The organism is Collimonas sp. PA-H2, from assembly GCF_002564105.1.
Taxonomy (GTDB): domain Bacteria; phylum Pseudomonadota; class Gammaproteobacteria; order Burkholderiales; family Burkholderiaceae_D; genus Collimonas.
Genome location: NZ_PDBX01000002.1, coordinates 42,793 through 61,923 on the forward strand (window position 1 = coordinate 42,793; position 19,131 = coordinate 61,923).

Annotated in this window: 21 protein-coding genes, 1 tRNA gene and 2 pseudogenes; 4 read left to right on the top strand and 20 right to left on the bottom strand. The window is 56.9% G+C overall.

What is annotated here, in order from left to right:
* Positions 1-30 precede the first annotated feature (30 nt).
* Positions 31-129 (bottom strand): annotated as a pseudogene (locus BCF11_RS28735) (ESPR domain-containing protein); the annotation flags it as partial.
* A 118-nt stretch (positions 130-247) separates the two neighbouring features.
* Entirely contained in the window at positions 248-679 is a 432-nt protein-coding gene (locus BCF11_RS25775; RefSeq protein ID WP_098497728.1) for a transposase, read from the bottom strand.
* Positions 680-989: 310 nt separating this feature from the next.
* Here BCF11_RS25775 and BCF11_RS25780 point away from each other — a divergent pair, with 310 nt between their 5' ends.
* Positions 990-2,012 (top strand): AraC family transcriptional regulator, encoded by a 1,023-nt coding sequence (locus BCF11_RS25780; protein WP_098497986.1) that lies wholly within the window; start codon positions 990-992, stop codon positions 2,010-2,012.
* Between the two features lie 146 nt (positions 2,013-2,158).
* On the opposite strand, the gene BCF11_RS25785 is transcribed toward BCF11_RS25780, so the two are convergent.
* The 13 genes from BCF11_RS25785 to mltG all read right to left on the bottom strand — a co-directional run bounded on the left by BCF11_RS25785 (position 2,159) and on the right by mltG (position 11,946).
* A protein-coding gene (locus BCF11_RS25785) for an IS3 family transposase (RefSeq protein ID WP_098493244.1) occupies positions 2,159-3,336 on the bottom strand; the annotation gives its coding sequence in 2 pieces (ribosomal slippage) (positions 2,159-3,075 and positions 3,075-3,336; 1,179 coding nt in all).
* A 197-nt stretch (positions 3,337-3,533) separates the two neighbouring features.
* The gene (locus BCF11_RS25790) at positions 3,534-3,899 is read right to left on the bottom strand and encodes a hypothetical protein (protein ID WP_098497729.1); all 366 of its coding nucleotides are present in this window, start codon (positions 3,897-3,899) and stop codon (positions 3,534-3,536) included.
* Positions 3,886-4,158, bottom strand: coding sequence for a hypothetical protein (locus tag BCF11_RS28110; protein WP_098497730.1), 273 nt, complete (start codon positions 4,156-4,158; stop codon positions 3,886-3,888). The genes BCF11_RS25790 and BCF11_RS28110 overlap by 14 nt, the downstream gene beginning before the upstream one ends.
* 289 nt (positions 4,159-4,447) lie before the next feature.
* On the bottom strand, positions 4,448-4,840 hold the full coding sequence (locus BCF11_RS25800; RefSeq protein ID WP_098497731.1) for a hypothetical protein: 393 nt from the start codon (positions 4,838-4,840) through the stop codon (positions 4,448-4,450).
* Positions 4,841-5,066: 226 nt separating this feature from the next.
* Complete coding sequence (locus BCF11_RS25805) at positions 5,067-5,702, bottom strand: hypothetical protein (protein ID WP_098497732.1); 636 nt, start codon at positions 5,700-5,702, stop codon at positions 5,067-5,069.
* 416 nt (positions 5,703-6,118) lie between these two features.
* Positions 6,119-6,208: transfer RNA gene (locus BCF11_RS25810), tRNA-Ser, on the bottom strand.
* A 92-nt stretch (positions 6,209-6,300) separates the two neighbouring features.
* Positions 6,301-7,557, bottom strand: a complete 1,257-nt coding sequence (gene hemW, locus BCF11_RS25815) for a radical SAM family heme chaperone HemW (RefSeq protein WP_098497733.1) — start codon at positions 7,555-7,557, stop codon at positions 6,301-6,303.
* Complete coding sequence (gene rdgB, locus BCF11_RS25820; protein WP_098497734.1) at positions 7,554-8,138, bottom strand: RdgB/HAM1 family non-canonical purine NTP pyrophosphatase; 585 nt, start codon at positions 8,136-8,138, stop codon at positions 7,554-7,556. The genes hemW and rdgB overlap by 4 nt, the downstream gene beginning before the upstream one ends.
* Positions 8,139-8,236: 98 nt before the next feature.
* Entirely contained in the window at positions 8,237-8,749 is a 513-nt protein-coding gene (locus BCF11_RS25825) for a GNAT family N-acetyltransferase (RefSeq protein WP_098497987.1), read from the bottom strand.
* A gap of 21 nt (positions 8,750-8,770) precedes the next feature.
* The gene (locus BCF11_RS25830) at positions 8,771-9,151 is read right to left on the bottom strand and encodes a PilZ domain-containing protein (protein ID WP_098497988.1); all 381 of its coding nucleotides are present in this window, start codon (positions 9,149-9,151) and stop codon (positions 8,771-8,773) included.
* Between the two features lie 20 nt (positions 9,152-9,171).
* Positions 9,172-10,215, bottom strand: coding sequence for a DNA polymerase III subunit delta' (locus BCF11_RS25835; protein ID WP_098497735.1), 1,044 nt, complete (start codon positions 10,213-10,215; stop codon positions 9,172-9,174).
* Between the two features lie 28 nt (positions 10,216-10,243).
* On the bottom strand, positions 10,244-10,873 hold the full coding sequence (gene tmk / locus BCF11_RS25840; RefSeq protein ID WP_098497736.1) for a dTMP kinase: 630 nt from the start codon (positions 10,871-10,873) through the stop codon (positions 10,244-10,246).
* A 92-nt stretch (positions 10,874-10,965) separates the two neighbouring features.
* Entirely contained in the window at positions 10,966-11,946 is a 981-nt protein-coding gene (mltG, locus tag BCF11_RS25845) for an endolytic transglycosylase MltG (protein ID WP_098497737.1), read from the bottom strand.
* A 144-nt stretch (positions 11,947-12,090) separates the two neighbouring features.
* On the opposite strand from mltG, the gene BCF11_RS25850 reads away from it, so the two are divergent.
* The 3 genes from BCF11_RS25850 to BCF11_RS25860 are packed head-to-tail and all read left to right on the top strand — an operon-like array spanning position 12,091 to position 14,202.
* Positions 12,091-13,134 carry a folate-binding protein YgfZ gene (locus BCF11_RS25850; protein WP_098497738.1) on the top strand — a complete coding sequence of 348 codons (1,044 nt, stop codon included), beginning with the start codon at positions 12,091-12,093 and terminating at the stop codon, positions 13,132-13,134.
* Between the two features lie 7 nt (positions 13,135-13,141).
* Positions 13,142-13,435: a DUF4936 family protein gene (locus tag BCF11_RS25855; protein WP_098497739.1), complete on the top strand. Its 294-nt coding sequence runs from the start codon at positions 13,142-13,144 to the stop codon at positions 13,433-13,435.
* Positions 13,426-14,202 (top strand): NRDE family protein, encoded by a 777-nt coding sequence (locus BCF11_RS25860; protein WP_098497740.1) that lies wholly within the window; start codon positions 13,426-13,428, stop codon positions 14,200-14,202. The genes BCF11_RS25855 and BCF11_RS25860 overlap by 10 nt, the downstream gene beginning before the upstream one ends.
* A 44-nt stretch (positions 14,203-14,246) precedes the next feature.
* On the opposite strand, the pseudogene BCF11_RS25865 reads toward BCF11_RS25860, so the two are convergent.
* From BCF11_RS25865 to BCF11_RS25885, 5 genes and pseudogenes are all read right to left on the bottom strand, one after another.
* Positions 14,247-14,666: pseudogene (locus BCF11_RS25865) on the bottom strand (GNAT family N-acetyltransferase); the annotation flags it as partial.
* A gap of 27 nt (positions 14,667-14,693) precedes the next feature.
* The gene (locus BCF11_RS25870) at positions 14,694-15,122 is read right to left on the bottom strand and encodes a PaaI family thioesterase (RefSeq protein WP_098497741.1); all 429 of its coding nucleotides are present in this window, start codon (positions 15,120-15,122) and stop codon (positions 14,694-14,696) included.
* A 9-nt stretch (positions 15,123-15,131) separates the two neighbouring features.
* Complete coding sequence (locus BCF11_RS25875; RefSeq protein WP_098497742.1) at positions 15,132-15,443, bottom strand: Dabb family protein; 312 nt, start codon at positions 15,441-15,443, stop codon at positions 15,132-15,134.
* A gap of 114 nt (positions 15,444-15,557) precedes the next feature.
* The gene (locus BCF11_RS25880; protein WP_098497743.1) at positions 15,558-16,157 is read right to left on the bottom strand and encodes a LysE/ArgO family amino acid transporter; all 600 of its coding nucleotides are present in this window, start codon (positions 16,155-16,157) and stop codon (positions 15,558-15,560) included.
* A 94-nt stretch (positions 16,158-16,251) separates the two neighbouring features.
* On the bottom strand, positions 16,252-19,113 hold the full coding sequence (locus BCF11_RS25885) for a bifunctional diguanylate cyclase/phosphodiesterase (protein ID WP_233212717.1): 2,862 nt from the start codon (positions 19,111-19,113) through the stop codon (positions 16,252-16,254).
* Between the last annotated feature and the right edge of the window lie 18 nt (positions 19,114-19,131).

Below are 19,131 nucleotides of genomic sequence, written 5' to 3' on the forward strand. Positions count from 1 at the left end.
AACAATTATTTTCGTAGCGAGACCGCCTTTTGACTCACTCTTGCCTTTGCTGCGACTCTTGGTTAGCTCACCAACCACACACCACCTGCCTGCAGCCTTGTTCCAAATAATTCTATAAATTTTATTCATATCCGCCCCCTAAATTTTTGCAATAGATATTCGATTTCCCAACACACTCCATCACAAGCGGGAGCAGTGAACCACCCAACAATCGCACGCTGATTGCCTAACGCTACTTGGCGCCTCTTCAGAACTCGCAACCAACAAGAGTTGATTTATCTTCGTTCAGTCCTGAATTGCGCCTGCCTTCTATTTTTCTAATGGATTCGCTGTAAAATTCTCGTGCATCTTTCCTGCTAGCCCTCAACCGTCTCCGAAGGAACTGTTGATCTCCATACACAGCGATCTTTTTGATCATTTCATGAAGTTCCGGGGCGTCACATAAATCCATTGCCAATTGATGCCAAACACCCGCTTCATTCCAACGTTTGAAACGCATATAGCTGGTGTTCCATTTGCCAAATTTGGACGGCAACTCACCCCAATTGCATCGACTGGAAATGTGCCAAAGCACGGCTTCGATAAAAAGGCGATTGTTGCGGGCACAACTTCCTCCGTCGCCTTTTTTACCTAGCAGCAGTGGCTCTAATTTTTCCCATTGATCGTCTCGGATGTTCATAATTAATTCCAATATTTCATTTTTCCGACAAAAATCACGTTCCGATTAAAAGACTATGTGATGGCAAAATCTTAAGTTGATAAACGAGGTTTCGCCTTGACGCACAGCGCCAAAAATTTAACAATTTGTGCCATGATAAAAAATAAAAACCCCAGCTTTGAGAGCTGTCGGAGTTACACTAATGACGTCAAAAGGAAACATTTTTCAGTAAGTTTCCATACGGAAACCACTTTCTTATTGACGAGTGTTTTTGAATTGGCAAATCGGTGAACACATGACTCGGCTCTGTAAATATTTAACAATTAATGCCATGTCAAAATCCAAATCCCCACCTGCCCGGGGTGTTGTCCCTAGCACCTACGTACGCCTGCTTTATGAATATCTTGAAAAGCAGGGTGTAGATGCAGAAGTCTTGCTCGGAGAAGAGTCGCCTGAACCTGCAGACCGCGGTTTGCTGCGATATCCGATAGCTCGATGGGGTGCGCTGCTGGAGCGCGCGGCTGATCATTTGGACGATCCCTTGCTCGGTTTACACTTGGGCCAAACCATTACTCCGGCACATATGGGCGTCATGGGCTATATATTGCTAGCCTGTCCGCACTTAGCTGCGGCGCTGACGCGCATGCAGCACTATCAACGCCTGCTCTACGACACGAATCCGCTTAACGTAACCATGCAAAATGGCGAGGTTCTGCTTGAATGGGGAGTGAATCTTGGACGTCCCGGGCCGCTTGTGGACGAGTGTGCGATCACTGGACTAATACAATTCGCTCGTGATATCACTGGTCTGCGTGGAACTCTGATCGAGATTGGTTTCGTCAATCCTGCGCCACCAGATCTCAAGCCTTATCGAGATTGGTTTGCCTGTCCGGTACTTTTCGAACAACCGACGACAACCGTACGCTTCCCTCTAACACGATTGATTCTTCCACTACGTCAGCCAGATGCAGCCCTTTTGCGAGTATTGGAAAAACAAGCCGCATCAATGTTGGCTGAACTTCCCCAATCAGATGACTTCGAACAAGCTGTGCGCCTATGCATTGCACGCCTGATTCGCGAAGGCGAACCGGAATTAGAACGGGTAGCTAATGAACTACATATTTCGTCACGCACCATGCAGCGTCGTCTGGATGAAAACGGGGTTAATTTCCGTGCACTGCGCGAGGAAACCCGCCGCCATCTAGCCAAGCACTATTTGCTCGACCCTCGCTTACAAATGGCCGAAATTGCACTGCTGCTAGGTTATTCCGAACAAAGTGCGTTCACTCGCGCATTTCATCGTTGGACTGGGCGCACGCCGTTTGCCTATCGTCAAATGCCTGACATTACGTAAGGCGTAAAAAATAAAATATCATTGCAAATCAAGAGGGTTCGTTACGACGAATCTAATTAATTGATGTCCAGAGCCGTAAATTGTTTACGGCGCCGGAACATTCGTAGTGAGGTTCCCTCTGTTTTTCGTCTTCCAACAGACGACTTCTATGCAGCTCGTTTTTCCTGATTCTGTTCACTGATCCAGCGCTGTAGAAACTGGAGCGGCGATTTATAACCGAGGGTCGAATGCTGCCGCTTGCGATTGTAAAACACCTCGATGTATTCGAAACTGGCCGCCCTCATTTCAGTCTGGGTGGTGTAGCGCAGGCCATGGTAACGTTCGTTCTTGAAACTGTTGAACCAGCTCTCAGTCGGCGAATTGTCCCAGCAATTTCCCTTGCGGCTCATCGAACACGTCATACCGAACTCACGCAACTTGTCCTGGTAGGCCTGACTGGCGTACTGGCTGCCGCGGTCCGAATGATGCAGGACGCCGGGCGCAGGACGTCGGCGGAACCAGGCCATCGTCAGCGCGTCTGCCACCAACTCAGTCGTCATACGCGGCTTGAGCGACCAGCCGATCACTTCCCGATTGAACAGATCCAGAACGATGGCGAGGTACAGCCAGCCTTCATCGGTCCACAAGTAGGTGATGTCGGCCGTCCAAACCTGATTCGGCGCCGCCGGCGCGAAATCGCGGTCAAGCAGGTTTCTCGCCACTGGCAAACCGTGCTTCGATTCGGTCGTAACCCGGTAGCGCCGCTTGTGGCGCGCATGAATTCCGTGCGTGCGCATCAACCGCTCTACGCGTCCCTTGCTCGCCGTGTAGCCCCGCCACCGCAACTCGCGGATCATCCGAGGACTGCCATAAGCACCTTTTACCTCGGCGTGGATGGCGCGGATCATGGCCAGCGTCTGGCCGGCCGTCAGGCGCTTGCGATCGGGCGTGCCGCCACTCTTCCAGGCTCGGTAACCGCTGATGCTCACGTCGAGCGTATCGCACATTTCCCTCAGCGCGAATCGATTAGTCTGCGCATCGATCCAGGCGTACTTCACAGAACATCCTTCGCGAAGTACGCCGCTGCCTTTTTTATGATTTCGTTCTCCCGCTTGAGCTTGGCATTCTCGGCACGTAAGCGCGACAATTCCATCTCTTCCGGTGTCACAACCTTGCTACCAGCGCCGTTCAACTTGCCAGCCTTAGCGGCCTTGACCCAGTTGCGCAGCGTTTGTTCGCTTAGACCAAGTTCCTTGGCTGTCGCCGCGAAGGACTCGCAGGCATTGACCCGTCTGACTGCCAATTCCTTGAATTCCGCCGTGTATGAACTTCTTGAAATCTTCATTTCTTGCCTTCCCAAAGTAACGTCAATTTTACGTCACCTGTGGAAGACGAAATTTCAGGGAAAGCTCATAGTTAACTGTAGTCGCACTGTAGTGCTCTCGCAAACCTAAGACTAACTCTCGCCAGGCGCGGCAACTTCTGGAGTTAAAGACTTCTGCTTCAGCGACTTGAGTAAGCGAAATTCCGGCGGGTTCTCGGTCAGAATCGATGGTGTTGAGGATTGCTTAAAATTGACCCATCTGGCTGTTGAACCTTCTTGGCACCTGCATAGACAAGGAGAATGACCCCGTTGCCTTGGCCTGTTGCAAGAATTACATAGTACGTGTGATTTGCGGTCGTGAAGAAGAGAATATCTTCCCCGGTATGCGGTGAGGTACTGCGACTGTGGACAAAGAACGGCGCTTGCTTTGTAGCGATTTGCTCCAGTTCCACTGCGTCCTTGCGACCATAGCGATACACAACCTTCGAGACCGGTTCGGTGTCGCGGTCAGCGCAGATTGAAAGAATCTTCCCGTTCCTCTTGAATGGATGGCTGCTTTGCGAGCCGTACTCAAGAGTCGCCATTCGTGCGCTCAAAAAAGTGATCTCCCCCCCCAGAACAAAGCGTCGGAACCGAGTCAACCGCCATTGCGACCGAGGGTAGCAAGGCGGTCGCTAGCGCGGCTACTGTGGAGCAAGCGATGAGAAGGCGAAGCATGCCGAACCAGAATGTGGCGCCTAACTTAGGCAGCGATGCCATTCCAATGTGAGTAGCGCCCGCTTCATTTGGCAGACCATTGGATGAAAGTTCAGGAAAGAAGCCTTCCGCATCATCGTCTTTCATAGATTTTCGCTTCTTCCAAATTTATCTGAGTAAATGCTGACTTCGTCAGATCCAGCGCATTTTGTGTGTAAAGGATAATGCTTAGCCGGCGGTACCTTGTCGCCAAAATGTTAACAGATCACATCAAATTGCTCTGGTGCGCGACTGTCAGGAACTGGCCGTTTTGAGCCGGTCCAGACAGGCAAATTTCGACCCAAAGGCGACCTACGATTTACTCCAAAGCTGCCGTTCAAGGACACAGTTCACCGGCGCATAGCGGCAGTGTTTAACAAAGAGTTAAACAGCACATTTATCGACTACAACATGCCATAGTGAACACAACAGTGGCAACGAATGCAAAAAAACAGAAGCCAGCAATGGCGAGAACAATAAATAAACCTTTTATCCAAACCTTTGGTGGTCTGGGGTCAACAGGAGTCAGCTCTGGAGAATAGACCTGCGCATTCTTGAGCCCCACGCTGAATACCGCTGCGACACCCGCCGCTATGCCAGCAGCGACAACGCCGCTGACGCCGAAAATTACGGAGATCAGCGCAATACTGAAAAAAACTAAGGCGAACCTGCCATGGCGTATGCCAAACGTCAAGCTCTTACCGCAATGCGGGCATACCTTCGTTTTTCCAAGTTCAGACATCGCCTTGGAAAACAGTCCGACATCCTCAGAACAGTGTGGGCACTTCATTGAAGTTTTCTCAATATGAAAGTAGCAGATAAATGGCGATTGATTGGTGGGCAGAGCATGCGAGTACCTTTGTATTGGTGGCTACCGAATATGTATCACAAATGTCAATTGAACACGGGTGAACGGCTGCTATGGAGGATATTTTTGAACGGCTGGATTTGGCCGGGTGCTGTCGGTCGAACAGATACAGCCACTACCCGATAGAGCCAAACACATAAGTGGGCACTCAAGGCATTGTCAAATCGACTGACTGAAGAAGTTCTTTCAAGTGACGATACTCAGGTTCCCTGAACTCTTTTTTTGATGCCTCCAATACAGCAAGCAACGGACCTATGATTTCAGTCCCGAATATTTTTTCATTTTCAATCCGACGCAAAACGCTGACAAAATCCTGATGAGAGATATTTGCTCGTCGAAAGCAATTTATCGCGTATTTAACAAAGCAAGGTGCATCAACAAATGATCCCCTCTTTTGACCGACAATGTGCATGTCGCAATTACCAGGTTGCTTCGAATCACTTACAAACGCAAAATCAATATCTGAGCCATATTCCGACGTAAACGTTACATACCAGCACTTACGAAATATCTGATATGGAAACCAAATCGTCGTCATATTCCAGTCGGACCCATCGAATCCAATTTTTGGAAATGCGTTGGCTAGCATAGATAATTGGCTCCCCAAATTTTTTGTTACTGTCGCGGCCATGCTGTAAGAGTCGCTATCCGGCCCGGTTGACTTCCCCGCAATGAAAATTTTTAGCTCATCATCCCAAGGGCAGAACTGACGGAGACACTGGTCAATTTTGGCAATCCTTTCCACGCTAGCCACCCAGCATTGATCCAGAATAGCGGGAGCCATAACGTCTTCAATGGTCGATATGGTTTCCCTCTGAAGTATGGAATTTAGAATTGTGGATCGCAGTGTATTCAACTTGGGAATTCGATCAGAGATATTTGATTGAAGTTTCGATGGAAATTAATCATCTCAAAGTCACCACGAACAAATTAGTAATATATCATCGGATTGCCTATGGCCATTAACGTCGCATATTGGCCGATTTCTGTCAAAAGCGTACCGAGCAATGTTTGATTCCCCCTGGAATAGCTTATCAAGTCAAATCCAAATTAGTAGAAAACAGTTGCAATATAAGCACAATAAAATATCTCGGCGTGCTTCAATGTGCGGAAACGATTTGAAAAATGCGGAAACGATTGCTATGCAAAGGACTTGGCAGAAATGCAAAACGGCCCGTAGAGGGCCGTTTTGCTTGGATCTGGCGGAAGCGGTGAGATTCGAACTCACGAACGGGATAAACCGTCGCTAGTTTTCAAGACTAGTGCCTTCAACCACTCGGCCACACTTCCGGAAAGGACGTAATTATACCCAATTTGCAACAACTTAACGATAGCCGCCCCGCTTTTTATGCAAATTATCCTGGGCCAGCCAGGAAAACGGCTCAATCCAGCAGGAACATTTGCTGCAAATCATTCAAAAACCGTTGCCCCAGCACTGTCGGCTTGATGATCTTGTGGTCGCGGTACAGCAAGCCCTTGGCTTCGGCCTGGTTCAGCGATTTTTCTATCGTATTTAGCGCCAGCCCGGTCCGTTCGCTGAACAGGTTGACCTCGAAGCCGCCATTCAGGCGCAGCGCATTCAGCATGAATTCAAAACCGAGGTCGTCGCGGCCGATTTCCGTTTCTTCCTGCACCACATTGCCCAGCCGGCTGTGTTCCAGATAAGCCTTGGGCTGCTTGTAGCGCATCTGGCGGATCACGCGGTGCGGGAACGACAGCTTGCTGTGGGCGCCGGCGCCGATGCCGAGATAGTCGCCGAACTGCCAGTAGTTCAGGTTGTGGCGCGCCTGGCGGCCCGACTGTGCATAGGCCGACACTTCGTAGTGGCCGTAGCCGGCGGCGCCGGTGTGGGCGCTGATCATGTCTTGCATTTCGGCGCTGGCGTCATCGTCGGGAATCGCCGGCGGATACTTGGCGAAGTAGGTGTTCGGCTCCAGCGTCAGGTGATACAGCGACAGGTGCGGCGGTGCAAAGGCGATGGCGGTGGCGACGTCTTGCTGCGCCTCTTCCAGCGTTTGCGACGGCAACGCATACATCAGGTCGAGATTGAAATTGTCGAAGGTCGCGTGGGCGATCTCTACCGCGCGGCGCGCTTCGCCGTCGTCGTGGATCCGCCCCAGCGCCTGCAGGTGGCGGCCGTTGAAGCTTTGGATGCCGATCGACAGGCGGTTGATGCCGCTGTTGCGGTAGGACTTGAATTTCTCGACTTCAAAGGTGCCGGGATTGGCTTCCATGGTGATTTCCGCGGCGCCGTCCAGCGGCAGCAGCGAACGCACATCCGACATCAAACGATCCAGCCCGGCTGCCGACATCAGGCTGGGCGTGCCGCCGCCGATGAAGATGGTGTAGATCTTGCGACCCCAGATCAGCGGCAGCGAGGCTTCCAGGTCGGCGCGCAAGGCAGCCAGGTATTCTTCTTCCGGGAAGCCGCCCTTGGCTTCGTGCGAATTGAAATCGCAATATGGACACTTCTTCACACACCAGGGGAAATGGATGTAGAGCGACAGCGGCGGCAAGGCGCTCAGGCTGAGCGCGCCTGGCTGCAGATAGGCTAGCGCGGCCCGGGCTGCGGCTGAAGGCTTGTCGGCTGGCGTACTTTTGGCCTGCCCTGGCATGCCGATAGGCTTGATCGGGATCATCGCAGTTTCTCTACCAGCGCCCGCAGGGCCTGGCCGCGATGCGAGATGGCGTTCTTTTCCGCGGCGGTGAATTCCGCTGCGGTCTTGTTGTGCTCCGTGACCAGGAAGTGCGGATCGTAGCCGAAACCGCCGGCGCCGCGCGCTTCGCTGATGATCTGGCCGTTCCAGCGGCCGTCGGCGATCACCGGCTGCGGATCGTCGGCATGGCGTACAAACACCAGCACACAGTAATAATAGGCCGATTTGTCGGCATGTGAGGCCAGGTCGGCGATCAGCTTGCGGTTGTTTTCGGCATCGGACTTCGGTTCGCCGGCATAGCGCGCCGACAGTACGCCAGGAGCGCCGCCGAGGGCGCTGACGCAGACCCCGGAATCGTCGGCCAGCGCCGGCAGACCACTCAAGCGCGAGGCGTGGCGGGCCTTGGTGAGCGCGTTTTCGACAAACGTCAGATACGGTTCTTCCGCCTCGGGAACGTCGAATTCGCCTTGCGGACGGACGTCGAAATCGATCTGCGCCAGCAATTGGCCGAATTCCTTTAATTTTCCAGCATTGTTGGAGGCTAGAACCAGGGTGCGCGACATAGGCAACTCAAAACAGAATAGGAGAAAACCGGTACTTTAGCACCGGCAGGAAATAGCAACGGATACAAACTTAAATGGAAGCTTAATGCGGCGGCGCTTCAGGCGACGCGCTTGCCCAGGATCACCAGGTCGCGCTCGATGCCATCCAGGGTGGCGACGCGCGGCATATTGGCCCAGCGCTCGAAACCGAAGGCATCGAACAGCTTCAGGCTCGGCTGGTTATGGCCGAACACGAAGCCCAGCAAGGTGTGCACGCCGATGCTTGGGGCGTGCGCAATGGCTTGTCCCAGCAGATAGCGGCCCATACCCTTGCCGCGCGCATCTTCGTGGATATAGATGGACAGTTCGGCAGTACCGGAATAAGCCGGACGGCCGTAGAAATCGGAATACGACAACCAGCCCAGCAGCGACTTCCGGCCATCGGCGCCCTCCTGCTCCACCACCCACAGCGGGCGGCGTTCCGGATTGTGATGATCGAACCAAGCCTGGCGCGACGCCACCGTGACCGGCTCGGTATCGGCCGTCACTTCCCGCGAGGCGACGGTGCTGTTGTAGATGGCGACGATCGCCGGCAAATCCTGCTGGTTGGCGAGTCTGAAGCTGTAGTCCATATGATCCATGCTGCTGTGTATTTAATAAGTATGAGTCGGGCGCGCCGAACCCAGCGCCGATCCCAGCACTTCCTCGATCCGCTTGCGCAGCCGCTGGCCGCTGTCGTCGTCCGGGAAATGCACGCCAACGCCCTGCGCCTTGTTGTTATTGGCATTCTTCGGCGTGATCCACGCCACCTTGGCAGCGATCGGATACTTGGTGCCGTCATCCATCAGGCTCAGGATCAGGTAGATTTCATCGCCCAGGTGATAGGTCTTGTTGGTCGGCACGAAGATGCCGCCATTGGTCAGGAACGGCATGTAAGCGGCGTACAGCGCCGATTTTTCCTTGATTACCAGCGACAATACCGACGGCCTGGATAATTTGACCGGCTCGGCCGCGATTGTGGTGTTCTCTGCCATCTTGATCCTATAAACAAAATTCAAGCAAACATGCTGGCGTAATCCAGCAGCATTTCTTCAATAAACAGGCGCGCCGAGAGCGGATGTTCGGCGACCGCGCGACGCTCGTTGCTGCTTTTCAGGGCCCGCAGCAAAGCGCCGGTCTCGATTTTGGCGGCCAATCCGGCGAGCGCCTTTTCATACCGGGGATAATACCGGATTGTGCCGCACAATTTAAGCGAAAACAGATCGTACAGCCAGCGTTGTTGCCATGCCACCAGCTCGGCCACCGGGGTTTTCTGCAAGTGCTCGGCGCATTTCAGGGCGCCGTCGATGCCGGGCCGGGTCAGATGCTGCAAGAACTCGTCGATCAGCTCGCGCCCTTCGCTTTGCGACTGCGCATAGGCGGTCAGGGGGGCGCCGCCCTGCTCGGCCAGCCAGACATCGGCATCCTTGACATCCTGCTGGCGCAGCCAGGCCAGCGCCTGCTCGCGCGAAGGCAGCGGCATGGCGAATTTACGGCAACGCGAGAGGATGGTCGGCAGCAGCCGGTCCAGGCTGTTGGAACTGAGCAGGAACACCGTATTCGGCGGCGGCTCCTCCAGCGTCTTCAGCAAGGCATTGGCGGCGGCGGTATTGAGCGCCTCGGCCGGATACAGCAGCACCACGCGCTGGCCCTGGCGATGGGTGGAAATGTTCATGAAACCGGCCAAGGCACGGATCTGATCGATCTTGATTTCCTTGGACGGCGCCTTGGCCGACTTGGCGGTCTTTTTAGCGTCGCCCGCCTCGCCTTCGGCGCCATCGCCCTCGCCGGCGTCGTCACCGTCCAGGATCTCGGGCCGCACGCGGCGGTAATCAGGATGGTTGTACTGCACGAACCAGCCGCAGGAGCCGCATGTGCCGCAGGCATGGCCATCCGCCTGCGGTGTTTCGCACAGCAGCGATTGCGCGAACTGTTCCGCAAAAGCGGTTTTGCCTATGCCTTCGGCACCATGGAACAGGATCGCGTGCGGCAGCCGCGCGCGCATCTGCTGCAGCTGCTGCCAGACCTCGCCCTGCCATGGAAACAAGGAATTACTCATGCATTGGCCTTATCGGTTGACCGTTGAGTCATGGCGTCGCCTGTCTTGCGCATAAAGCCGCGATGATTGTGCTCAGCGTCTGCTGGACCTCGGCTATCGTCCTGGTCGCATCGATGATCTGGAAGCGCTCTGGAAACTGGGCGGCGCGGCGCAGGTATTCGGCGCGGGTGGCGGCGAAGAAGTCTGACTTTTCCTGTTCGAACTTGTCCAGCGTACGGGTGGCGTCGAGACGGTCGCGCGCCACTTCCAGCGGCACATCGAACAGCAAGGTCAGGTCCGGCTGCAGATGCGGATGCACCCATTGCTCAAGCGCTTCCAGTTTGGCCAGCGGCAGTTGCCGGCCGCCGCCCTGGTAGGCGAAGGTGGCGTCGCTGAAACGGTCCGAAATCACCCAGTCGCCGCGCGCCAGCGCCGGCTCGATGACTTGCGCCAGATGCTCGCGGCGCGCCGCAAACATCAGCATGGCCTCGGTTTCCAGGTGCATTTTCTGGTGCAGCAGCACTTCGCGCAACGCCTCTCCCAGCCCGGTGCCGCCCGGTTCGCGGCTGGTCACTACCGTCAGGCCGCGGCTGCGCAGCAGATCGGCGACAAAGCCGATATGGGTCGACTTGCCGGCGCCGTCTATGCCTTCGAATGTGATGAATTTTCCTGATGCCATTGTCTTAATCTGTTTGTGGAGCTGTATCACGCTGCTGAGTTGCGTTACTGCTTATTTACTATTTTTACTATTATCCCCCATCAGCGGGAAATCTAGCGCTGATACTGATTGACCGCCTGGTTATGTTCGCCGAGATTGCTGGAGAAATGGCTGCTGCCATCGCCACGGGCGACGAAGTACAAGGCGTCGGTTTGCGCCGGGTGCAGCGCCGCCGCGATCGATTCGGCGCCGGGCAAGGCAATCGGCGTCGGCGGCAGGCCGGCACGGGTGTAGGTATTGTAAGGCGTGTCGGTGGTCAGGTCGCGTTTGCGGATGACACCCTGGTACTGCTCGCCCATGCCGTAGATCACGGTCGGGTCGGTCTGCAGCAGCATGCCGATCTTCAAACGGTTGACGAAGACGCCGGCAATCGTGCTGCGGTCGGCGCGGCGGCCGGTTTCCTTTTCCACGATGGAGGCCATGATCAGGGCTTCGTATGGGGTCTTGTAGGGCAGCGTGGCGTCACGCCCTTCCCAAGCCTGGTTGAGGCGCTTGAGCAGCAAGGCATGCGCCTGCTTGTACACCTGCAGATCACTGGATCCCTTGGCGAACAGATAGGTGTCCGGAAAAAACAAGCCTTCCGGCATGCTGTAGTCCGGGCTGATCTTTGCCAGCAGTTCGGCATCGGACAAGTCCGCCGTATCGTGCTTGAGCGCGGCTTGCGCCGCGACCGCCTGGCGCATCTGGCGGAAAGTCCAGCCTTCGATCACGGTCAGCGATTCTTGCGCAAACTCGCCGCGCACCAGCTGCGTCAGCAGGCGCAGCGGCGTGGCGCCCGGTTTCAGCTCGTAGCTGCCAGCCTTCAGCTTGCCGCCCTTGCCGGTGACGCGCGCCAACAATTCCAGCAGTTGCGGATTGACGCCGGCGCCAGCATCGGCGATCTGTTCCGCCGAACTGGCGAGGGTGCTGCCGGGCTTGATGGCGAACGGCCGCACCGGCCCGGCGTCGAATACCGGTTGCTGGGCCCAGTAAGCCACGCCGCCGGCGGCCAGGCCGCCCAACAAGATTACCCACAACAATAGTTTTTTAAACAAGACCGGTCGCTCCGAATTTATCGCATTTATTAGCGCATTTATTAACTCAAGCAGCGCAAAAACGGCTAAATCCAACGCCTTTTTTGCGACATCACTATAATCAACCCAATATGATAATCGCTGTTTTGGGAATGCCTACAATTTATGAATGAAATGACAAGTATCTGGCCGGATTTTTTACAGCAACAGACATTGGCAGCGCTGCCGCCGGCTGCGGCGGCCCAACCGTCTTTCTTCGCCCCGCTGCCGGAACTGGGCCTGATCGCCGTCAGCGGCGAAGACGCCGCCAGCTTCCTGCACACCCAGCTCACCAACGACGTCCAGAACCTGACCGCCGCACAGGCGCGGCTGGCCGGCTATTGCTCACCCAAGGGCCGCCTGCAAGCGACCTTCCTGATGTGGAAGAGCGGCGACAGCGTCTTCCTGCAACTGCCGCGCGAGATCCAGGCAACGCTGCAAAAACGCCTGCAAATGTTCGTCATGCGCGCCAAGGCCAAGCTGGCTGATGTCACTGATACGCACGCCGTCCTCGGCCTGGCTGGCAATGCCGTTGCAGCAGCGCTGGCGCCATGGTTCCCGGTTTTGCCGGATGCGCCCTATGGCAAGATCGACAACCAGCATGGCAGCCTGATCCGCGTCGCCGACGCCGATGGCGCGCCGCGCTACCAATGGATTACCAGTCCTGAGACGGCCATCGCCGCCTGGCCGCTGCTGAGCGGCAGCCTGCAAGCGCTGGGCGCGCAAGCCTGGCGCCTAGGCGAAATCCAGGCCGGCATCCCGCAGATCACGCTGGCTACGCAGGAACAGTTCGTACCGCAAATGGTCAACTTTGAAGTGGTTGGCGGCGTCAATTTCAAGAAAGGCTGCTACCCGGGACAGGAAATCGTCGCCCGCAGCCAGTACCTGGGCAAGCTCAAGCGCCGCGCCATGCTCGCCAGCGTGCAAGCTACCGGCATCGCCGCCGCCACCGAGGTATTTTCCAGCAACGATCCCGAGCAGCCGTGTGGCATGATCGTCAATGCCGAGGCCGACAGCGCGCACAGCAGCCGCTGCCTGCTGGAGATCAAGCTGGCTGCGCTGGAGGGCGGCGGCACCATACATCTGGGCTCGGCGCACGGCGCGCAATTGCAATTCCACGCGCTGCCGTATTCGATCATCGACGTCACCGACTCTGAGCTGTCGGCCTGAGCCAGCGATGAGCACCAATCTGTATATCTACTACAAGGTCGCGGCCAGCCGCGCCCAGGAATTCGACCATGCCGCCGCCGCCATGCAGGCCGACCTGTCGCTGCAGCACCAGATCAATACCGCGCTCAAGCGCAGCGCGGAAATAAAAGATGAACACCATACCTGGATGGAAGTGTATTCTTCGGTGCCGCCGGATTTCCTGCAAGTGATCGATCAGGCGGTTACCCAGCATGGTCTCGCAGCCTTTATCGAAGGCCCTCGTCATACCGAATTTTTTGTAAATATTTCATCATGTGCTTGATTGTTTTTGCGTGGCAAGTGATTCCTGGCTCTCCCTTGATAGCCGCCGCCAACCGCGATGAATTCTATGCGCGCCCGAGCGCTGCCGCCAGCTGGTGGGAAGACCAGCCCGACATCTACGCCGGCCGCGACCTGCAGGACGGCGGCACCTGGATCGGCATCACCCGCGGCGGCCGCTTTGCCGCCATCACCAATGTCCGCGCGCCGGCCGAACGGCGGCCCGATGCGCCCAGCCGCGGCGCGCTGGTGGCTGATTTCCTGGCCAGCCGAAAAACGGCGGCGGAATATGTCGCTGAAATCGCTGTCGACGCCGCGCGCTTCAACGGTTTCAACCTGCTGGTCGGCGATGGCAGCCAGCTGATCTGGTACTCTAACAAGGGCGAGGCGGATCCGCGCAACGGCCAGCCTTTGGCGCCCGGCGTCTACGGCTTGTCGAACGCCACGCTGGACGTCTGCTGGCCCAAGGTGGTGCGCACCAAGGCGCAATTCTCCAGCCTGCTGTGCCAGGGTGCCCCCGACGCCTGCTTCTTCGACATGCTCAGCGACACCACCCGTTCCGGTGATTGCCGCCTGCCGTCCACCGGCGTCAGCATTGAAACCGAACGCATACTGTCGGCCGTATTCATCGAATCGCCGGATTACGGCACGCGTGCTTCCACCATCGTGAGAGTGAAAGCCAACGGCAGCGCCATGTTGCACGAACGAATTGCGACGCCCTCAGGCGCGCCTTGCCACACCCACGCGCCATCCGGCCGCTGTACGCGCTGAAGACGAGCTCCTGCCTGCCATCCTGCCAGGATCAACGTCAGCTGAAAAACCTGGCGCATGCAGACATGCGCAATTCCCGCTTCGTAGTATTCCTCGCCATCGCGGATGAAGCCGTGGCGGCCATAAAAGGCTTCCGCCTGCGTCTGTGCATTCAGCACCACTTCGCGGTCGCCGCGCTGGTGCGCCTGCGCCATCAATGCTTGCAAGATGGCAGCGCCTATGCCCTGCCCACGCCCGGCCGAACGCACCGCCATGCGGCCGATGTGGCCGTCCGGCAGCAAGCGTCCGGTGCCGATGGCATGGCCGCTCTCGTCATAGGCGACGGCATGCAGGCAATGCTCATCCATATCGTCCCACTCCAGCTCGACCGGGATTTTTTGCTCAATCACGAAGACGTCGAAACGCACTGCGCGTGCGTCCGCCTTCTGCACGACCCAGTTGTCGACTGTCAGATCAAATTTCATGTGTTCTACATTTCCCATTGTTGATTTTCAGCCCGGCTTGATCTTGAGCGCAGCCCGGTTGTGCCTGAGATACTTGAAAGTGCCCATCGCCTTTGCCACCAGGTGGTCACCGTGCCACAGCTCGGCATCGCAAAAGCACATGGTGGTGGATTGATGGAAGGCCCGGCCCTTGGCCACGAGCCGCGCGCCGGTGCGCCCCGCCGGCTGCAGGAAGCTGGTTTTCATTTCTACCGTGACAGCCGCTTCGGCTTGCGGAAAAAGCGAACGGCCGGCCAGCGCCATCACCACGTCCAGCATGGTCATCGACACTCCGCCATGGGTCACCTGCCAGCTGTTCATGTGATGCGGCTGCAAAGTCAGGGCCAGCTCGGCCACGCCCTCGCCCATCTCGACGAATTCAACGCCGAGATAAGTCAGGAAGGGATTATCTATCGGAAAAACATGGGAAGGAAACATGGCGACCGCTCAGCTCAGGTAATCCATGCATTGGCGCGCTTCGCGCACCGCGCCGAAGAAGGGCTTGATGGCGACGTGGGCTGGATGGTTCTGGTAGGCGTCCAATGCCGCCTGCGACTCGAATTCGGAATTCAGCAAGACGTCATAAGTCGCTTCCAGGCCGGGCTGGGCCACTACTGCCTCGAACTTCAGCATGCCGGGCACGATGCCGGCGCAACTGTCCAGCAGGGCCTTGAGTTTCAACGCATTGCTGGCCTTGTCGGCGCCTTCGGCGTGGTCTTTCAATTTCCACAATACGATGTGTTTGAGGGTCGCGCTCATGGGATCTCTGCTCTCTGTCTGATATGAATGAATGCCGCGCGCTCCTGCAACGCCGGGGCCGCGGCCAATCCGTCATTTTACATTCTTGGCGCAGCGCTGCCTCTGGCCGCCGGTTTACTCAGTCAGCAATTTATACGCAATCGTCCACATGGTAAGTCCGACCACGACTTCCAATATGCGCCAGGAAACCGGTTTGGCGAAGATCGGCCGCAGCAAGGCGGCGCCATAGCCGAGCGCAAAAAAGAATACCAGCGAAGCCAGCATGGCGCCGCCGGCGAACCCTGCCTTGTCGTCCGGGAACTGGGTCGAGATGGAACCGATCAGCAATACCGTATCCAGATAGACGTGCGGATTGAGCCAGGTCAGCGCCGCGCACGTCAGCAAGGTTGGCAGCAAGGCAGCCGCGCCATTTTCCGCCTGCTCCAGCACCGCCGAGGATTTCCAGGCCGTGTAGAAGCTTCTGGCGCCATACAGGAACAGGAAAGCTGCACCGCCGTAGCGCATCGCGCTGGTCAGCCACGGGGCTTGCTGGATGACGATCGCCAGGCCGGTCACGCCCAGCAGTATCAGGACGGCATCCGAGACGGCGCAGGTCAGGCAGACCCAGAACACATGCTCGCGCTTCAATCCCTGCTTGAGAACAAAGGCATTTTGCGAACCGATCGCCAGGATCAGCGACAGGGAAAGAGAAAAACCAGAAATTGCAGCAGACATGCATCTCCAACGTCAATATTTTTCAGGCGGCGGCAGCGGCCCTGGGCCTGCATTTTAAACCAGCCGGACCAGGCCTGATGGCTGGGGCCTGTCCTCAATGCAGGTTTGAAGACCATTTGCTGCCTTCCACCCTTTCGACAGCGCCCTTGCGGCGCTCGGCCACGAAACGCGCGACGTCCGGATCCACGATGAAACTGGCGGCGGAGCGCGCCAGCAGGATGGCGTCAGGCGATTGCGGCTTGGCCACGATAAAGCCTTGCACGTAGTCGACCCCCAGCTTGGCTAGCGCTTCTATCATGGCGCAGTCTTCCACCCACTCGGCGATGCTCTTCATGCCAAGATTGCGGGCCAGCTCGACGATCGCTTCCACGATCGCCTCATTGGCGGGATGCTTGTTCATGCTTTGAATGAATGCGCCATCAATTTTCAGCGCGTCCGCCGACAAGCTCTTCAGATAGGTAAAAGAGGTATAGCCGGCGCCGAAATCGTCCAGCGCCACCTTGGCGCCCAGCGCCTGCAGCCGCTCGATGATGCGGCTGGTATGGTCGAGATCGTGCAGCGCCACGCTTTCCGTGACTTCGATGCACAGCAAAGGCACCACCTGCAGATGCTTTTCCAGGATCACGAAAAGATCCAGGATGAATTTTTCATCGTTGAGCGAGGCTCCGCTCAAATTCACGCACACGAACTTGGTCAGCGGCAGCTGCGCCTGGTGCTGGTCCAGCCACTCCAGCACGGTCGCCATGACCCAGCGGTCGATCACCGCGATGCTGCCGTTTTCCTCTGCCGCCGCGATCACCCGGGTGGCCGGCACCACCTTGTTGTCCGCATCGCGCAATCTGAGCAAGACTTCAAAATTCAGCGAGTCTTCCGGGTGCTGCAGCGACATGATCGGCTGCATTTCTACAAACAGGCCGGAAGGCAGGAATTCTCCGCCCAGCCTTTCGATCAGGCTGAGCTCTTCCAGCCGCTCGCGGAACACCGGCGCATTCTTGTGATACACCACGATATGTTCGTTATGGGCCTTCTTGGCTTCCCGGCAGGCGCGGTCGGCAGCGGAAATGGCGTCTTGCACCCGCATGCCGGCATCCACCTCGACCAGCCCGATCGAGCCCTTGACCTGGAATGCGCGTGCGCCAATGTGATAAGACTGGTAGCTGATTTTCTGGATGATGGCGGAGCAGATTTCCGTGGCGGCGCCGATCCCCACATCCTGGAACAGGATAATGAATTCGTCGCCGCCGATGCGGCCGATATGATTGCCGTCGCCCAGCAACAGCTCGACCCGTTCGCACAGTTGCTTCAAGACCTCGTCGCCGGACTGATGGCCGAACAGATCGTTGATCAGCTTGAAGCGGTCCAGGTCCAGATAAGCCAGGGCCAGCGGCCGGTCGTCGCATTGGCGCTCGATGGCCTGCTCCAGCATGATCTCGATGCCGCGCCGGTTCAGCACGCCAGTCAGGGGATCGTGCTCGGCCAGGAAGCGCAAGCGCTCGACGGCGTCGGAACGGTCGCTGATGTCTTGCAGCGAGCCTTCGATACGGCCATTGGCGAAGGTGGCTGTGACCAGATAGGTGCTGGCCTTGCCGCCGGCATCGGCAATCCCGTGCAGCTCGGTTTCATTGCCACCCTTACCGGACACGATATGCCACAGCTTGTTATGCGCGCCGGGTTCGAAATAGTCATCCCATTTCTTCAGCCATGGGGCTCCGGCATCGTGGCCGAGTATTTTCTCCAGCGCCGGATTGGTGCGTACAAAGCTGCCGTCGGCAGAAAGCGTAAACAAGCCGATCGGCGTGACCTCATAAGTGGTGCGCAATTCTGCCTGGACCAGGGCTAGCTCGCGTTTTCCGGCACGCATCTGTTCGGCAAAAGCAAACGACGCCATCAGGCTCGACAGCAAGGCCACAATCACATTATTGGGGACTTCATCCAGCGTTTTGATGCCAAATGCGGCGGCGACCACTTCATCCACCCGCGTGAACAGCACGACAAACATGGATGCGCAGTACCACAGCACCGCTCGGGTGCGGGCTTTCCAGACGATGCGCGCCAGCAGGAAGATCAATATGAGTATGCCGACCACGGTCCAGCACCATAGCACCGGCAAGAACCGCTGGTACGACAGCAATAAGGCGGCAATCAGCAGCATCCCTCCGAGCCAGCGCAAAACGTTCTGCAGGAAAACGAAGCCGACCTGTTTCAACTCATTCTGGAACAGTCTGCCGAACAGGGTGAACGTCACGATGTAGTAAGTGGCGAAAGTCAGCTTGCGCAGCCATGGCAGCCACTGGTTGGGAATCGTCCAGATCAGCCAATGGGCATCCCACCCCATCGCATTGGCGCCCAGCCGCAGATTACCCAGCAGCCAGACGGCAAACAAGACATACATCCATTCGCGGTTGATCAGCGCCGCCACCAGCACGAACAGGGTCAGGGTCAACAGGCCGCCTTCCATCAAACCTATGCCGCGATAAAATTCCTTTTGCGACTGCTCGAAATCCGGGACGCTCCATTGGCGCACGGAAATTCGCGCCGGGCCGGAAAAAACACCCCTGCACAGCACCGTCGCCGGCAGAGCCTGCGCCGCCAGCGACAAGATAAATCCGGTCTTTTCAGTCCTGACCTGGCCATCGACACCGGAGCGGCTGCCGCTCCCAAGCAAACGCCGGCCCTCGTCTTGCCAGCAACTCACCTGCTGCGCGTGACGCGAAGGCAATTCCACTTCCGCCGTGCCGGAATCGGCGGCCGGCAGCACGATGAAGGAAAACCAGAATGGCGTTTCCAGCAATTGCGTATTTTGATAAGTCTTTTGAGGGGCGCCCGCCAGTTTCTGAAATGCCTGTTCCGGCTGCAAGTTCTGCTCCGGATCGCTCAGCACCCGCAACGGCGACGAAACCGGATCCTTGTGCCCAAAACGGCTATCAAGCGTCACGAACGCGAGGATCGTAAACAAGATAACCAAAGCTGGCAC

Bases quoted from the DNA above. Each gene is read 5' to 3' on its own strand.
- BCF11_RS25800 (WP_098497731.1), bottom strand. From the start codon at position 4,840: ATGAAGTGCCCACACTGTTCTGAGGATGTCGGACTGTTTTCCAAGGCG.
- BCF11_RS25875 (WP_098497742.1), bottom strand. From the start codon at position 15,443: ATGAGCGCGACCCTCAAACACATCGTATTGTGGAAATTGAAAGACCAC.
- BCF11_RS25825 (WP_098497987.1), bottom strand. From the start codon at position 8,749: ATGGACTACAGCTTCAGACTCGCCAACCAGCAGGATTTGCCGGCGATC.
- BCF11_RS28110 (WP_098497730.1), bottom strand. From the start codon at position 4,158: ATGAAAGACGATGATGCGGAAGGCTTCTTTCCTGAACTTTCATCCAAT.
- BCF11_RS25780 (WP_098497986.1), top strand. From the start codon at position 990: ATGTCAAAATCCAAATCCCCACCTGCCCGGGGTGTTGTCCCTAGCACC.
- BCF11_RS25850 (WP_098497738.1), top strand. From the start codon at position 12,091: ATGAATGAAATGACAAGTATCTGGCCGGATTTTTTACAGCAACAGACA.
- BCF11_RS25860 (WP_098497740.1), top strand. From the start codon at position 13,426: ATGTGCTTGATTGTTTTTGCGTGGCAAGTGATTCCTGGCTCTCCCTTG.
- rdgB (WP_098497734.1), bottom strand. From the start codon at position 8,138: ATGTCGCGCACCCTGGTTCTAGCCTCCAACAATGCTGGAAAATTAAAG.
- BCF11_RS25805 (WP_098497732.1), bottom strand. From the start codon at position 5,702: ATGGCTCCCGCTATTCTGGATCAATGCTGGGTGGCTAGCGTGGAAAGG.
- BCF11_RS25775 (WP_098497728.1), bottom strand. From the start codon at position 679: ATGAACATCCGAGACGATCAATGGGAAAAATTAGAGCCACTGCTGCTA.
- BCF11_RS25830 (WP_098497988.1), bottom strand. From the start codon at position 9,151: ATGGCAGAGAACACCACAATCGCGGCCGAGCCGGTCAAATTATCCAGG.
- BCF11_RS25855 (WP_098497739.1), top strand. From the start codon at position 13,142: ATGAGCACCAATCTGTATATCTACTACAAGGTCGCGGCCAGCCGCGCC.
- BCF11_RS25870 (WP_098497741.1), bottom strand. From the start codon at position 15,122: ATGTTTCCTTCCCATGTTTTTCCGATAGATAATCCCTTCCTGACTTAT.
- BCF11_RS25835 (WP_098497735.1), bottom strand. From the start codon at position 10,215: ATGAGTAATTCCTTGTTTCCATGGCAGGGCGAGGTCTGGCAGCAGCTG.
- BCF11_RS25790 (WP_098497729.1), bottom strand. From the start codon at position 3,899: ATGGCGACTCTTGAGTACGGCTCGCAAAGCAGCCATCCATTCAAGAGG.
- hemW (WP_098497733.1), bottom strand. From the start codon at position 7,557: ATGATCCCGATCAAGCCTATCGGCATGCCAGGGCAGGCCAAAAGTACG.
- BCF11_RS25880 (WP_098497743.1), bottom strand. From the start codon at position 16,157: ATGTCTGCTGCAATTTCTGGTTTTTCTCTTTCCCTGTCGCTGATCCTG.
- tmk (WP_098497736.1), bottom strand. From the start codon at position 10,873: ATGGCATCAGGAAAATTCATCACATTCGAAGGCATAGACGGCGCCGGC.